We start from the raw sequence: 16,461 nt of genomic DNA on the forward strand, positions 1-16,461 counted from the left end.
GCCGTGTTTGTTGAGATGAAGTTTTACAGATGGACCGAAAATGCAACATCAGATAAATGGAGGAAATTGGTCACTTTGCTATCAGGACCAGTTTTTAGGAGAGTTCTGAGGTGGGGAACGTTATTAATGATGCTTTTTCGCTAAGGAAATTAAACCAATTAAATCAAAGGCATATAATTTTATATGCTTTAAGCAAAGCCTGACTGCCCGTTATGGCAACGGCCTTTCCATCGTCACCCAAAAGTATCGTCTTTATGTACCGTTATCGGGAACATTCATTCCTGAAGCACTCAGGCTTCAGGAATGAAGAAAAAGGAAACTAATCAAAAATGCTCTCGGATGGGCATACCTTTATCTCGCCCCAGCCCACAATGGTGCCATTGGGGGTAAGGTCTTTGATGGAAACGCTATCGCCTGAATATTCGGACCCTCTGACTACAATATCGTAGTCATGGTTAGCCTGAGGAATAAATTCAACAGTGGCCGATTTTTGAGTGTTCTGATGGTATCCAGCCTGTGTCCAGTAGTGAATGACACGAATCATTTGTCCTGGCTTCAGGGTAAATTCATTGATGAAAGCACCCTTGTTTTCAGACGACGCTGGCATACCTATCCGTTTATTACCTGTAACGGGGATGCCCAGAATGGCGAAACCAGAAGTGATACGGCGTTCCAGCATTTTTTTATAGCAACCTGAACTCTGTTTTTCATAGAACTGAAGTGCCGTATTGCCCTCTGAACCCACCCGGATTCGGGCCGCATCCTGCCCTTTATAATCATCCAGTGAAGGTCTGAAACCTGCCGTGCAACCGCTCAATAATAGTGCTATCAATCCGGTGATTAAAATTTTTGCAGCCATTCTTTATTATCCTTAATTTAACTGACACAGACTGGAACTGGTTATTTTATTGGTACTATAACGAGGCGGGTGTTGCGTTACCCATCGTTTATTTTGTGACAAAAAATATTGACCGTATTAATGCACAAAGACTTTATTAATCCTGCTGGAAAAAATAAAATATGGTACCCATATCAGACAACTGATTAAGGCCCGAGCCAGCATATTGATAGCAGGCTGCGTAATGTTTACGTGAAAAACCAAAGCAGGATAAAGCGTGCAAAAACTCGCAAAGATAAGACCGTATAAATAGTACGTTATCATCACGTATCTGGTTTTTACTTTCTTCCTAAAGAAGAACCAGCAAGCCAGCACTGTTACGGGAGCATTAATAATGGACAGCGCTAATAATAAAATACTAAAACTATTAACCACACCTTGTTTCTGATAAGTGTTGGCAATCAACGAAACAATACAAAAATCATTATACAGCACCGTAAAAAAACCAATAATCAAGCCTAAAGCTGGCAGATATAATAAGCCATTAATCCTGCCCTCTTCTTTTTTTTCACAATTATCACAAAATCCTGATTCTTTATTCTCTTCTGCTTCCTGACATTTAATGCATAACATTCTCGCCCCCTGAAGCTGTAATTGTTTTTCTTTGTTTTAACAAAATTCAAACCGGTTAATTCAGAACATCGACGTCTTTGGTCAGACAGGATCAGGTACTATTTTAAATGTATCGAAGAACTGCCTGATTCGACCTTTATAAAAAACGGTCCTTTCCAGAGTGCAAAAAAACAACCCTGACCAGATGACCAGGGTTGCGGTTTTTAGCGTTGAATCAGAAACGGTATCCGATGCCGATGTTAAAACCATTGATGGCAACATCTTCGTTATATTTTACGCGAGTACCTTCATAGCCAACACTCACAGAGAGATTGCTGATAGGATTCACGACAACGCCAGCGCCATAGGCAAAAGAGGTTTTATTTTCGCTATATTCTTCGGAGTAGACTCCGGGAAAAGTCACGTTCTCATCCACTTTGGTATGGGCAACACCAATTAATCCATAGAAGCTGATGTAGTCATTGATGCGATATGCAGGACCTGCCATCAGTGAGTAATATTTCACTTTGGTTTTTCCATCATATCCGCTAACATCGCTATAAATATCTTCTCGCTCAGAAAAACTTTCATCGCCTTTCATGTAGCTGAATGAGCCAATCACACTGAGAGGAGACTCCCATTCATAACGATACTGAACGTTGACGCCACGAATATTTTTAAAGTCTTCAACTTTGCTTTGTGCATATCCAACCGAGACGGTGTGATTATCAGCCAGCGCATTGCTGCCCACGAGCAGACCGCCACACAGTAATGCCAGCATTGTCATTTTAGAGGTCATGTAATTAATTCCTTTTCATAATTTAACATTATTTCCCTGCGCTTAATGCAGGACTTCGCTCCCTGAATCACCAATACCCGACGGACAGGATAGAGTTTTTATCAATCCGTCTGTATCGGACAGGAATTTCATGTAGCGCTCCGCGCCTGATGTTCAGATCGGTCGAAGAGCATCTATTCATACCCGGATTTTTTAAAACAGGCTGGCCTGAGTCAATGTGAAACTTAAACGCCAGCCTTATTAAATGGCACTTCGGCCATTTAATTTAGGTTAAGTAAAGAATTTAACCACAGGATTCATCCTGGCGGTTAGTTATCAATCAATTCTTAATGGCACTATTAGACCAAAAAGAATTATAGGTATCAAGACCGAGTTGCCATAAAAAAGCAAAAATCCCTGAAAACCATTTCGGCACATACATCCAGAAAACCACACTGCGTTATACAATCCATTAACGCAGATTATTAACTGACCTGTATATCCACAACCCATTAAAAGACTAAGTTACAGTTCTATTTAACCTCTCCTGAATACAATGAAAATATTTGGAAAGATAACACCTGTATTTTCCCAAAAGGAGTGCCCCCTCAATCTGACTGCCAATGCTGCTGCCGGTGCTCATGCCCACGCTCTGGTGCTCGGTTTGTAGTCCGCGTGATTCTCAATGTTGCTGAAGCCCAGCGTGCCGGTGTCGAAACGGTTTTTATCGGCGGTGGCGGTGGAACTGATGACCGCGCCGTTGAGTTGGGTGTCCCCGCCCGCCGTTACGTCAAAGTCGCCCTTTCTGGCAAAAATGCTGGTCTGCTGGACCACTTTCTGCCAGTTGCTGTGCATTTTATCCTGACTGAGGCTCACGTTCGCCGACCCGGTCATCAAGCCGAAGGTGAAGTTGCCGCCCGCGCTGGCGTTCTGCGGCTTCCTGTTGTAGCAGTCGCTGTTAACTAAGTAACAAGTCTTTGTAAGGCAGCAACAGGGAGCACCTTTGCCACCCGGAGGAATTCTAAAAAACTCTCATCTATTGCATCAACGAGATTAAATAATATCAATAAATTACAGGTAAATGTATATCATGAGAAACTATTTATGAAAAAACGCAATCTTGACATAAATTAAAAGTTATAAATCATCTTCTGAAATAACATCTAAAGCTCCACAGGCCTTAAATAACCACTTCAAAGCGCCAGACATAAAAGAGAAGTCAAGCGTTGTCACCTCAATTATGAAGTGGCTATTACTTAAAGGTGCGTCAAACAACACTGCATTCCACCAAAACCACTCTCGCCCATCAGGCTCAAGCCAGGATAACCATGATGCTAATGTCCATTCATTATCGGTGGAAGCTTCAATCAACTTTTGCCCATAAGATAACCTTCTCCAGCTTTCATTCCACTTTTCTTTTTCTTCTTCAGTCTGATCTGGCAGAAAGCCATCAACAAACTGGGATGGAAGAAGACCTGACCATTCTTCAAGAGAAGGCCAGTTTTGCGAGGAATAATTATTTATAATAATCATTACATTTTTTGCTAAACCTAATACTTTAGACACATCATTGCATGACACGATGAAACGGGCGATTCCAACTCCAGTAGCTTTTTCTGTAGACTGAGGTGGGTTTTGCAACCTATTTCTCTCCAGTAATATTTGACGCAACCTTTCATCACTTACTTGCATTTCTTCCTGTCCCCTGAATAATCTTGTCTTTTAATTCTTCCAGCTTTTCTGGCCTTATACCATATTGATCCTTAGCTTTAGTTGGATCTGCAATAACAGGCTTCCCTTTATTTTCTGGCAATCGAGCCACGCTTTCTTTCACAGCAGTGTTTCTTAAATCATCCAGAACAGAGTGGGGTACCTCAAACGTTTTTATCGCTGCACCATCCATATTCTGAGAGCCACGTTTTTCGAAAAACTCTAGTGCCCTGGCTTTGTCACCAAAATTCAAATATAGCGTTGTATTGCCAGTAATACTAACCTGTCCGTTGTCTCCTATCATAACACGTGTATTTGGTGTTCCCTCTACACGATAAACAGTTACGGTGCCTGGACCTTTCAATCCCCACAGAGCACCACCAATCGCTGCAGCAGTATGAACACCAGCCATTGTGGTATAAAGGCCGTCCGCGGTTTCTTTACTCACACCCCAGTTTTCAGCAATGCGGTTGACGTTAGCGTCACGCTCTGCTTTCGCATCCGCCGTAGCATACTGCCATATCAGCGCATCGACCTGGCCTTTACCTTCCTTATAGACACTTCCCATATTGCCGATGTACTGACCATCAAGCTGTTCGCTATAACTTTTACCCATTGCCGCCAGTTCCTGCCTCATACCCTGGCAGGCTGCTGAAGACAGTCCTTTACAGGCTGAGTCTAACGCTACATCGAATGCCTTATCTTTCGCATCCAGGTCACTGATTAACTGTTCTGCCTGCTGTTTCTTTTCTCCTTCCAGATACGGTAACGACCACTTCGCATCCTGACGCTTCTTTTCATCTGGTGCATGCAGCGCATTATTCTCAACCGCATTTTTACCCGCCTGCGCGCCCGCCACCGCACCGCCCGTGCTGTCTCCGGCCACGCCGCCCGCAAGGCCCGCCGCCAGCGTCCCCAGCGCGCTGATGGTCTGCCGCTGCTCCTCACTCAGGTCTTCGCGCTTGACCCCCGGATACATCTGCTGCGCGATGTACTCGCCCATCGCCGCGCCAGAAGCACCCGCAAGTGCAGGATTACCCGACGCGTATGACGTCACCGCGCCCACCACCGCGTGCGCAATCAGGTTTGCCTGAACGTTCACCACCTCTTTGCCCTCCGGGCCTTTCGTGGTCGTCAGCTTGTGTATCTGCTCCGCCAGATAAGGTGCGGCCGCCCCGCTCACCGCCTGGGCAATGTTGCCCCCCGCCAGGCCCTGTAGCGCCGCCGTCGCCGCGCTGATACCCTGCTGCACCGAACCGCCGGTTCCCATTCCGCCGGCCAGCATCTCCCGGTTGTACAGCGTCTGATAGACCTGTCCGGTGATGTCGGCCGCGGTCGGCTCCTGACCCGGGTTCGCTTTGCGCCACTGCGCTTCGGCGTCCCTCTTCTGGTCCGGCGAGATGTTCTCCATCTTTTCCGTGGCCGCTCTGGTCGCCGCAATCTCGCCCTGCGTCCGCGCAATGTCGCCCGCCTGGCTGCCGATTTCCGCCAGCAGCTGCGCCGTCTCCATCCGCCGCTGCTCTTTCTCCTTATCGAAGATTTTATCCAGCCCCGGATTCGCACCCGCCGCGTCGCGGCTCAGGTCCGCCACGTCCTGCGTCTGCTTCGCCTTATCCCGGATAATGAGGGTGCCGTCGCTCACCGCCGCCTTCGTCACCGACGAGGCGCTGCCGCTGCCGTTCAGCCCCGCCAGCAGACCGTTCGCCATGTTGCCTTCGAACTGGCTGCCGATGCTGCCGCCGGTGCTCATGCCCACGCTCTGATGCTCGGTTTTATAGTCCGCGTGGTTCTCTATGTTGCTGAAGCCCAGCGTGCCGGTGTCAAGACGGTTCTTATCGGCGGTCGCGGTGGAACTGATGACCGCGCCGTTCAGCTGGGTGTGCTCACCCGCCGTCACGTCAAAGCCGCCGTTCCCGGCAAAGATGCCGGTCTGCTCGGCCACGCTCTGCCAGTTGCTGTGCATCTTGTCCTGGCTGAGGTTGACGCTTGCGGAGCCGGTCATCGAGCCGAAGGTGAAGCTGCCGCCCGCGCTGGCGTTCTGCTGCCTGCTGTCGTAGCGGTCGCTGTCCTGCTCTGAGGTCAGCGTCAGGTTGCGGCCGGTATCGACCTTCACGCTGTCCCCGCGCACCTGTGCGCCGGTCAGCGTGGTGTCGCGCCCGGCGTTCAGGCTTAGCCCGTTGCCCGCCGTGAGCGTAGTCTCGGTATGGGTCAGCCCGTTGCCGTTCTCGCGGCCTTTGCCCGCGTTGACGCTGGCTGAAACGCTGATGCCGTAGCCGCCCGACCCGGCGGTCAGGCCGATACCCAGGCTGCCGCCCTTGCTGCTGTTAGTGCTGTCGGTGCGCTCGCTGTTCTGCGCTGAAAGCAGGCTGATGTCGTTTTTCGCCGTCAGCCCGAGGTCGCCGCCCGCCTGAAGCTGGCTGCCCTGCACGAGGATGTCGCCCGCGCTGCCCGGCTGTGCGCCGGTGGCGGTGATGGCCAGGTTACCGCCCGCACCCAGCGTACTGCCCTGCGCTTCACGGCTTTCGGTGCGGGTCTCGCTTTTCGACGACTGGCTGCCGTAAGAAAGACTGATGCCGATCGAGTTGGTGGAGCCTTCTTCATAACCTTTGTCGCCCGGCTTCAGGCCTGCGGCGGTGTTTCTGGCGTTCGCCGCGTCGGTCTGCGCGCCGTCCATCTGGTAAGCCTGCGCGGCCTGGGCCGCCGTCAGCGCCGCTTTGGTGCCCTGCAACGCCTTCAGCCGGTCATCGCCGCTCTCATCGGCGGTGCGGGCGGTCTGCACTGCCGTGTTCAGCGCCGCACCCACGGTGCCGGACAGCGCCAGCGTCAGCCCGCTCTGCTTCTGCTCGGTTTTCGTCAGTGCGGTGTGGCTGTTTTCGGCCGCACTGAGGGTCACGTCGCTGCCGCTCAGGGAGAGATCTTTACCGGCGATCACGTCGCTGCCGTGCACGTTAAGCTGGTTACCGGCACTGAGGGTGACGCTTCCGTCGCTGCTCCCCACCGTGCTGCCGCGGCTGAGTGCGCCGCTGGCGTCGGTGCTGCTCTTCTGCATCGCCTGACCCACGGTGAAACCGATGCCGCCAGTGCCCATCAGGCCCGATTTTTTCTCCTCACGCTGATGCACTTCATCACGCGTTTCTGTGGCGGTCGTGATGCTGAGATCGCGGCCCGCGGTCAGCGCCACATCCTGCGTACCGGCGACGTTGCTGCCGGTCACGGCAATGTCGCGGCCCGCCTGAAGCCGGACGCTGTCGCCGCTCAGCGTGGTACTGAGCGCCTCGCTGCTGTGCAGTTCGTCGTGGGTCTCCAGACTGCTGCCCGACAGCAGCCCTTTGCTTGACTGCCTGCTGTGTTCGGTGAGATCGGTGCGGCTGTTGCCCGCGCTGAGCACGATGTCGCGTCCGGCACTGGCGGTCAGTGCCCCGCCCGCCGTGACGTCCGCTGCCGTAGCGCGGATATCCTGTCCGGCACTCAGCTGCAGCGCGCCGCCGGCGGTGATGCGTGACCCGGCATCGCTCTGCTGTGACAGGCGACGGTAGTTGCTGCTGTTCCAGCTGTCATTTTCAGTGTGCTGCGTGCTGAGGGTGCCGAGCGTCAGGTCATTGCCCGCCTGAATCTTCGTGGTGCTCTTCTCTCCGGCGTTGCCGATATCGCTGGCGGCCATGGTGATGTTGTTCAGCGCGCTCAGCGTCAGCGCACCGTCGGTGCCCTGCACGTAGATACCGGCCGGACGATCTATCCAGCGGTCGGTACCGTCGCCGCGCAGCGTTGACTGGCTGGTAATATCCCGTCCGGCCAGCAGCGACACCTGCTTATCACCGCTGATGACGCCGCCCAGGTTAGTGATATCCTGACGGGCGGTGAGATTGATCGTGTTGCCGCTGATGTAGCCGCTGTTGGTCAGCGACTGCGCCGTCAGCTGCGTCACGTCGCGGCCCTTAATGGTCCCGCTATTAGTGATGTCGTTGCGGGCATTCAACGCCACGCTACCGCCCCCGATCAACGCGCCGTCGCCGGTTAAGTCACCCTCTTTCACCTTCGCATAAACCTGCGGTACCAGCACGGTCTGCTGTGTGCCATCCGGCAGCGTCACGGTCTGATTCACCAGCCAGACGATATCGCTGGTGAGCAGCGCCATCTGCGCCGGGGTCAGCGCCACACCGAGTTCCAGGTCGTAGGCTTTGCCGAAGGCTACCCCATTATTCATCAGTCCGCGATACTGATCTTCATCACTGCCATACCCGCTGATATAGCGGTTGCCGGTCAGCTGAATAATCTGATCGCGCACCAGACGCTGCTCGTAATAACCATCGCCCAGCCGCTTCAGGATCCGGCTGCTGTCGGTGGTCAGCGCGTTCTGCATATAGTCGCTGCTGAGCCACTGCTTCTGATTAACAAAGCGCGGATCGGTCTCGACCAGGTAATGGCTGTCACTGCCAGGTTGCAGCTGGTACAGGCTGTTATCCGGCAGCCGGATATCAGGTGAGACGGCGCGGATCAGCGGCGTAATCGTCTGTCCATCGACGACCGTTGCTGGCAGTGTCAGCGAGAATTGTTGCCCCGCAGGTAACAGCAGTGGCCGGTCTTTGAGGCTGCCGAGCTTGTCCAGCGTCAGCGCACTGTCATAGCGTAATCCGGCTGGCAGTAACGCACTGCCGCTATCCGTGGCACTCAGCACAACCGCCGCAACCGCCTGCTGGAGAGCAGGTGTGCCGATGCGGTCAGCCTGCGCTGTGACGCCCTGCTGCTGGCGGTTGCCGGTCTGATAGCCATTTCCCTGCGGCGCTGCATTCGCCTGCCAGCTCAGCGTCTGCAGATCGATGGTTTCCGTCACGGGCGCCGGGCGGTAGTTTTTCTTATCTTTGCCCTGCGACGTTTTGGTTCCACCCAGTTTCTTTTTCTTCTTTTTCGCGTACCAGCGAACCGATTTCCCGTCGTCCGTGGTAACGCGTGTTCCTTTTGTCGCCTGATTATTCAGCTCGCCTATCTGACCGCCCAGCACAGCCCCCGCGACAATCTGGCTGTCGTGGTTGTTAAGACGGCCGGCGCTAAAGGTCATGTTACCGCCCGACAGAATCTTGCCCGGATCGCTCTCCTGAATCTGGGTTTCTTTCACTATCCGCCGGTAGTCATACTCATAAAACTCGCTGCCGCTGGTGCCATCCGGCATTTTTGCCGTGTGCACGCCATATTTGTTTTTTTTGCTGGTATCCACGTCGGCCCAGTCAAAACGATCGGTGTGGCCTTTTAGCACCGCGTCGTGATGCTGGCTATCTTCGGTCGTAACGACCTGCGTGGTCAGGTGGCGGTTGGTATTGTTGATTTCCGCCATGCTGATCGTGGCATCCTGCCCGGCCTCAATTGTTGCCCCGTCATTGTTGAGCTGCTGCCCCTGTCCGGTGGCCTGATTATTCGCATCCAGCTGGCCGCCAATGTGCAGATCGCCATCACTGTAGATCAGCGCATGGTCGCGGTTGTTCAGCGTGCCAGCCGCAATATCCAGTCGCTGCCGCGCCGCAATCACCGCTGCTTTGCCCGCTTCACTGAGGTTGTTGAGCAGCGTAGCCGCAATGGCAATGTGATCGCCATAGATACGGCCGGTGCCGTTGTTATTCAGGACGCCCGCAACCAGGTGTGTCAGTCCGCCGTCAATCAGACCGCGATTGTTCAGGGTGTCGGCTGCAGTAATTTCGGTCTGCCCGCCGCTGATCTCGCCATTTGCCTGATTACTGATATTTTGCGCGGTAAGGAATAGCGCCTGCTGAGCAGCGAGGGTGCCATCGTTGGTCACGTTTCCGCCCGCCGTCAGGCGCAGCGTGCCGTTAGCTTTGACCTCTGAGAGGTTATGGAAATCACCTGCCAGCGTGATGCCAAGATTCCCCTGCGACAACACCTGTCCGTCGCCACTCAGGGAAGCTGCGTTGATCTGCGCCTCTTTATCAGCAATCAGCGTGCCCTGCTGATTGTTGATGGCGAGCGCCTGCCCCTGGGCTGAGTCCTGAATAGTCAGCGTATCCGCTGACGAGATCAGCCCGCTGACGTTATCCAGTGCCTGTTGCACGGTAAGCGCCAGCCTCTGTTTTGCGCGCAGAGCGCCCTGGCTGTTGTCCAGCGTGCCGGTTTCGATGGTTAAACTGCCCGCTTCAATGCCTTTACCGCTCTGTCGTGTATCGCGGTTGATCAGCGATGGCGTGGTGATCGTCATCTGCTGGCCGCCCTGAATCATCCCGCTACGGTTATCCAGCTGCTGGCTCAGCGACAGGGTGCCGTTGCCGACGCTTTGCACCAGGCCGTCATTGTTGACCAACTGACCCGCCGTCAGCGATAGCGTGCCTGCCGAAAGGAGTTTGCCCGCCTGATTAAGCAGCGCATTTTGTCCCGCATTGAGCGTCAGATCGGTGCCACCCTGGATCTGTCCCTGCTGGTTATCCAGCGCGCCACTTTCAATATTGAGGTTACCGGCACCGGCAATAAGTCCGCGCTGGTTAGTCAGCGTCTGACCTGCCGTGGTGAGGGTGATACCCCCCGCCGACTGCAGTTTACCGTCACTGTTGTTCAGCGCCTGACCGTTGAAAGTCAGCCCGCCATTGCCTGCGACCTGCCCCTGGCTGTTGTTCAGTTCACTGGCGCTGAGTGATGCCTGCTGTCCGGCGGCAATGAAACCCGTCTGGTTATCAATTGCCCCGCTGCGCAGATCCAGACTGTTGAGGGCAACGATACCGCGCTGGTCACCACTGTCGCGATTGATCAGGGCGTGCCCCTGGGTGTCCAGCGTCATGTCGCTGCCAGCCTGTAACAGGCCACCCTGGTTTTGCAGCTCCCCGCTGGTGAGATCGAGCCGCCCTTTGCCACCCGTCAGCGTGCCGGACTGGTTGTTGATATCGCCCGTCACAACCTGCGCGCCGCTATAACCGGTGATGAAGCCGCGCAGATTATCCAATGCGCCGCTGTAGAGCTTCAGCATGCCCGCACTGAACAGGCCGCCTGCGGCTCCGCTGTCACGGTTGATCAGGCTGTTGCCGTGGGTGTCCAGTTGCAGATCGCCACCCGACTCAATCCTGCCTGCCCGGTTGTTGAGGAGTCCGCTATCCAGTTGCAGGATGCCTTTAGCACCCAGTTGACCCTGTTGGTGGTCGAAGGTCTGCTGATGAGTATCGATGCGAATATTCTGTCCCAGCATCACCCCGCTACGGCCATCAATCTGGCCGCTGGAGAGCAGCAGATCGCCGCCTGCAACAATGCCACCGCGTTCGCCACTGTCGCGGTTATTCAGTTCGCCGCCCCGGGTGTTGACGGACAGCGCCTCACCCGACTGAAGCAGGCCGCGCTGGTTATCCACGCTGCTGCTTTCCAGCGTTAATCCATGATCGGCATTAATAATCCCATCGACGTTGTTCAGTCCACCGCTGGTGAGCCGCATAGCGCCCGCCGAGACCAGCGAGCCCGTGCTGTTATCAAGATCACCACTGCTGATATGCAGATTAGCCCCCGCAATAACGCCGCCTGATGCCGCATTATTCAGCGCCTCTCCGTGTGTATTAAGCTGCATATCACCGCCGGACTGCAGTCGCCCGCCGCTGTTATCCAGCGCGCCACTGCTCAGCAATAGTTCGCCGCTGGCGCTGAGCAGAGCAGACCTGAAATCAGCGGCCTGGCCCTGCGTATCGATCACCAGGTTTTGTCCCTGAATGACGCCGTGATCGCCCGCTAACTTTCCGGTTGAGAGTTGCAGATCGCCGCGCGCCACAATGCCGCCGCGATCGCCGCTGGCGCTGTTGTTCAGCTGCGCGCCGTGCGTATCCAGTGAGAGCGCCTGACCCGATTGTAATAAGCCTCGCTGATTGTCGAGCGCGCCGGTCTTCAGCGTCAGCGCCCCATCAGACATCAGTGTGCCGTCGATGTTGGTCAGCAGGCCGCTGCTGATGCTGGCCGCCGAGGCAGCGGCGATGACGCCGTTCTGGTTATCCAGGTCGCCACTGTTAAGGGCAAGTGCGCCACCGCTGATTATCCCTGCTTTACCGCTGTCACGGTTAATCAGCGCCTGTCCGTGGGTATCAAGTGTCAGATCGCCACCTGACTGGATCAGACCGCTGTGATTGTCCGTTGTCCCGCTGGAAATGCTGAGATCGGTACGGGCGACCAGGTTGCCTCCAGTATTGTTCAGTTCACCCTGCTGCGTGTCGATGGTCACGCCGTGGCCAAGCAGGGTTCCACGCTGATTATCCAGCGCCTGACTGCGCAAAGTGACCTGCTGACCCGCTTCGATGCGACCCTGGGTGTTATCAATAGCCTCGCGGGTCTTCAGCGTAGCGTCACCGCCAGTTGAAGCAATCAGGCCCTGCTGATTATTCAGGCTTGCGCTGGTGAGTTGCAGATTGCGACTGGCCTGCAGCGCACCCTGCGCGTTCGTCAGGGTCTCCTGAACATCCAGTTGCAGATCGCCGCTGCCCGCAGCCAGCAGCGTGCCACCGCTGTTATCCAGGCTACCTGAGGCAAAATGCAGATTACCGCCGCTCTCAATCCGCCCATCGCGGTTGTCTGTGTCACCCGAAACCGCGATCGCCATCTCGCCAGCGCCACGCTGCGACAGCAGACCCTGACGGTGATCCAGCGTGCCCGCCGTCAGCGTCAGCGCCTCTGCCTGGGTGTGTGCCTGTGAGAGATCGAGCCTGTCGCCGCTGAGCGTTAACGCACCCGCTGACAGCAGATTGCCCTGATTGCCCTCCAGCCGGGTCGCATTAAGGTTCAGCGCGCTGTTATTACCCGCCAGCTGCACGGTGCCGCCCTGATTATCCAGCCATGGCGTATCCAGCTGCAGTAAGTCACCGTTACCTGCGATGAGCCCGCTGCGGTTTTCAATATGCTGCGCCTGCAGCCGGGTATCGCCTTCATTGCTCAGCGTGCCCTGATTGTTGAGCAACGACCCCGTGGAGATCGTCAGGGCTTCGCGGTTTTGCTGGCGCAGCAGGCCACGATTGTTACTGATGTTTTGTGCCGCGACAGCGAGGCTGCCCGCCGACAGTTTGCCGTCATCATTGTTAAGTGCCGTCGCAGCCTGAATCCCGAGTGTACGGCCCGCCACCGTGGCGCCCTGGGTGCTGATATCCGCCTGCGTAGAGGTCAGCGCGATGGCATCTGCTGAGGTCTGGCTCCCGGCGAGATCGACCCGGCTGCCCCGCGCCTGAATCTGGTCGTGCGCCAGGTTTTTACCCCGCGCCTTAAGCTCACCCTGGCTGGTCAGCAGCAAATTACCGGGCTGGCTCAGCGTCTCATTGCCGCCAACGCCTGCCGCCAGCGTACTTTCAGCGGTGCTCTCAATGGTGCTGGCGGAGAGTGTCGCGTTACGGCCTGCGCTCACCAGCCCGCTGTTGCGCAGCGTGCCGCTGGAGGCCAGCGTGACATCCTGCTGTGACACGATGTTGCCGCGATTCTCCTGGTCGCCAGTGCTGGCGATCTGCAGCGAGGCCTGACTTTGCAGCGTGCCGCTGTTCTCCAGTCTGCCATCCACTGTCAGATGCAGCTCACCGGCGCTGGCACCCAGTTCACCGGCATTACGCACGCCAACGCCCTTTTCAGTGCCGGTCAGGGTGATTTTATGGGCATACATGCCGCCAATAGCTGCGACGTCGAGCGCAAACTCAGGCCGTGTCGTCCCATTATCCGCTTTCACCGTAGTGACGTTACCTTTGGTCGCAACCTGGTTCCTGCCTGTGACCACATTGAGTTCGCGGGCATGAACTTTAGCGTTCACCGCTACCGACTGCGCAATGATCTGGGTGTAGTCAGCATCACTGTCATTCAGTCCCTGACCTTCGATATTGATTCGGCCGCCATTAACATCGAAGCCTTTGAGCTGGCCATTTTCAATCAGCGCCTGTCCGGTAGTCAGCGTATTGCGGCTGGCGTTGATAAATCCGCAACCGTTACAGGTAATGCCTGACGGGTTAGCAATAACTACCGCAGCCCGCTTACCGGCTACTTCGATAAACCCGTTAAGCTGGCTGGGATTAAGGCTGTTGACTTCGTTGAGGATAACCGTGGCTTCCTGCTTTGACAGCCACGGGTTAGCCGCCACCATGCCACCCAGTTGAGTAGCCGTGTTCTGATGGCTGTTGTTCAGGATTGCGCCGCGCGCGTCAACGTCGAGCTGGCTGTACTGATTGCGGGAAACACCCTGGCTATTGGGCGTCTGAATGTTGATTTGCGGCAGACCATTTGCGGTGGCCATGACGGTAGGCTGCTGGCTGCCCGGCGCGCTGTTGTCTGCCACAATGTTGGCCTGCACCGGCAGACTGACCACGCCCGCTGCCAGCCAGAGTGCAAAGCTGAGCGGTGAGATCCGCACCCTCGCCTCTGCATATGAGGTGCGCTTCGGGCTTCGGGCAACACGTGAATAGCCGCTACGGGTGATGTCAGACACCACCATTAACATGCCGCGAACCCGGTTGAAGATAAGGCGATAGCAGAGTTTATTCATAATGCGCACAGTCCATTGTCAGCAATATCGATAAAAGGTTTAGTAGTTCCAGTTCACGCTGAAACCATAGGTGACAGGATCGGTTTTGAAGCCGTCCGGTTTCGACAGAGGAATCCCGGCAAAAAAGTCGTAGCTCAGACTGGCGGGCGTGATCGCGCCGCGCAATCCGATGACGCCGCCCGCCAGATGTCGTCCCAGAGGTCCACCCTGGGAGGCGCTGTTGCCGCCCACCTCGCCATAGTCGGCACCCAGATAAAGTTCCTGAGTGGGCAGCGGCGTCTGCCAGGCCAGCGTGTTCTGAACGGTCCAGCCGCGACTGGCACTGAGGGTGCGTTCACCATCAAAACCGCGCACCGTCCAGCGGTTGCCAATCGCGAACTCATCCTGCGGTGTCAGCGGGGTGTTGCTCATCTGGCGACGATATTGGATGTTGTAACTTAAGCGCTGATTCCCCAGCGCGAACGGCGTGGTGAGTCCCGCCTGCCAGGTCAGGATTTTAGAGAGCGCGGTGGCATAGGTAGAGTCCTGATATGACTCCTCCCAGGCGGGCAGCGCACCGAACCAGCGTGTACCACGCTGATAGCTGACACCGGCGTCCAGCGTCGCCGGACCGATGTAGTGCCGGTGCGACAGGCCGAGTCGCCATGCACTCGTACGGCGCTGCTGGCTGCTGATTTCGGTGTCGTTGATGAAGTTGTGCGACTCTTTAACCAGCACATCGGCGCTGACGGTGGTTTTGGCGGCGGCATTGCGGTAGATCACCCGGCTGGCCTGCACATCCAGCGAGCGACTCTTTCCGGCGTAGAGAAAATCGCGGCTGTAACCGGCGACTGTCTGATGGTAGTCGTAGTCGCTGGCGGTAAGGCCAAACAGCCAGTAGCCGACAGGCACCGAGTAATGTCCCGACAGGCTTTTGCTGCTTTTTCTGCCAGCAAATCCCAGGTCGCGACTGGCGGTCAGGTAGAAGAGATCGCTGAGGGAGGTCGGGTTATCCAGCGCCAGCATCATCCCGCTCTGATAGCGCCCGGTACTTTCGGTGCCGGAATCATCCAGCCATGCGCCGAGTCGCCAGAAACGGCGCTGCGTGCGTTCAATCACGATGTCACTTTCACCCGGATTGAGGCCAGGACGGAGCGCCATATGCGCCTCTACTGTCGGCAGACGCTGCAGGTTTTCCAGCCCCTGTTCAATATCCCGTAAATCCAGCAGATTGCCTGCATGGGCGGGTAATGTCGGCCACAGGCTGACATAGCGGGATGATGAGGGTGACAGTTCCACACTGCGGATTTTGCCAGGCACTATCAGAAGTTGCAGCACGCCCTGGCGCAGATCCTGCTGCGGAGCCAGCACGCGCGTAGTGACCCAGCCATGATTGATCAGCCGGTTTTGCAGCGTGCTCATTAACTGGCTGATGCCTTTTACGCCGAGACAACGACCATTGGCCTGACTGGCCAGACGCTGCAGAGGCACCCAGTGCGGCAGCGCCTCCTGTCCGGACAGACTGACCTGCTGAATAACAAAACAGGGTGTTTCCTGCGGGAACGTCAGGTGGGAAGGTGCCGGAACCGTTTCTGAGAGACGCACATCAGGCACCTGTGGCATCAGCCGCTGCTGACGCGCTTTTTGTTGCTCCTGCTGATGCTGTAATTGCTCATCACCCGGTGCCGCCTGCACAGTGCAAACTGGCAGGGTGTTAATCAGCAGCGCGCAAAGCAGAGGTGCCAGCGTTGTTAAAACTCCATTTTTTTGGGGCTGCATAACCGATCCGTGTGGTTAAGTTGTAACAAAATGTATATTACTGCTTTCCTGCGCACATTATGCCGCTGGAATCAAAAACCACAAGAAAAATTATAGAAAAACTTACACTAAACTTACAAAAGTTAGTGAGACAGGCCATTTAAAAAAGTACCAGTAATTACCCGTAACTCAGGGATTGCTGAGTCCGGCGAATCGCCGGGATTAGCTAAAGGCGCAGAGACGGATATTTTTAGCCAATGAATAACAAGGAATTAGCCATTCGTTCAGCGCTTCAGAGACCAGCTTTGTAGC

The 16,461-nt window shown here is 55.5% G+C and carries 6 protein-coding genes and 1 pseudogene; all 7 read right to left on the bottom strand.

What is annotated here, in order from left to right:
• Positions 1 to 319: 319 nt before the first annotated feature.
• The 7 genes and pseudogenes from OK409_RS07085 to OK409_RS07115 all read right to left on the bottom strand — a co-directional run bounded on the left by OK409_RS07085 (position 320) and on the right by OK409_RS07115 (position 16,170).
• Positions 320 to 859: a hypothetical protein gene (locus tag OK409_RS07085; RefSeq protein WP_052270915.1), complete on the bottom strand. Its 540-nt coding sequence runs from the start codon at positions 857 to 859 to the stop codon at positions 320 to 322.
• Positions 860 to 976: 117 nt separating this feature from the next.
• On the bottom strand, positions 977 to 1,471 hold the full coding sequence (locus OK409_RS07090; RefSeq protein WP_264366922.1) for a DUF2569 domain-containing protein: 495 nt from the start codon (positions 1,469 to 1,471) through the stop codon (positions 977 to 979).
• 214 nt (positions 1,472 to 1,685) lie between these two features.
• Positions 1,686 to 2,249: an Ail/Lom family outer membrane beta-barrel protein gene (locus OK409_RS07095; RefSeq protein ID WP_022625856.1), complete on the bottom strand. Its 564-nt coding sequence runs from the start codon at positions 2,247 to 2,249 to the stop codon at positions 1,686 to 1,688.
• Between the two features lie 583 nt (positions 2,250 to 2,832).
• Positions 2,833 to 3,188, bottom strand: a pseudogene (locus tag OK409_RS07100) (hemagglutinin repeat-containing protein); the annotation flags it as partial.
• A 177-nt stretch (positions 3,189 to 3,365) separates the two neighbouring features.
• Positions 3,366 to 3,920, bottom strand: a complete 555-nt coding sequence (locus tag OK409_RS07105) for a hypothetical protein (RefSeq protein ID WP_031594688.1) — start codon at positions 3,918 to 3,920, stop codon at positions 3,366 to 3,368.
• Positions 3,907 to 14,412, bottom strand: coding sequence for a hemagglutinin repeat-containing protein (locus OK409_RS07110; RefSeq protein ID WP_264366924.1), 10,506 nt, complete (start codon positions 14,410 to 14,412; stop codon positions 3,907 to 3,909). The genes OK409_RS07105 and OK409_RS07110 overlap by 14 nt, the downstream gene beginning before the upstream one ends.
• 39 nt (positions 14,413 to 14,451) lie before the next feature.
• A complete protein-coding gene (locus OK409_RS07115) occupies positions 14,452 to 16,170 on the bottom strand; it encodes a ShlB/FhaC/HecB family hemolysin secretion/activation protein (protein WP_264366925.1) in 1,719 nt (572 codons plus the stop codon).
• Between the last annotated feature and the right edge of the window lie 291 nt (positions 16,171 to 16,461).

Origin of the sequence: Pantoea sp. RG18 (assembly GCF_025910075.1) — a bacterium.
GTDB classification, from domain to species: Bacteria; Pseudomonadota; Gammaproteobacteria; order Enterobacterales; family Enterobacteriaceae; genus Pantoea; species Pantoea agglomerans.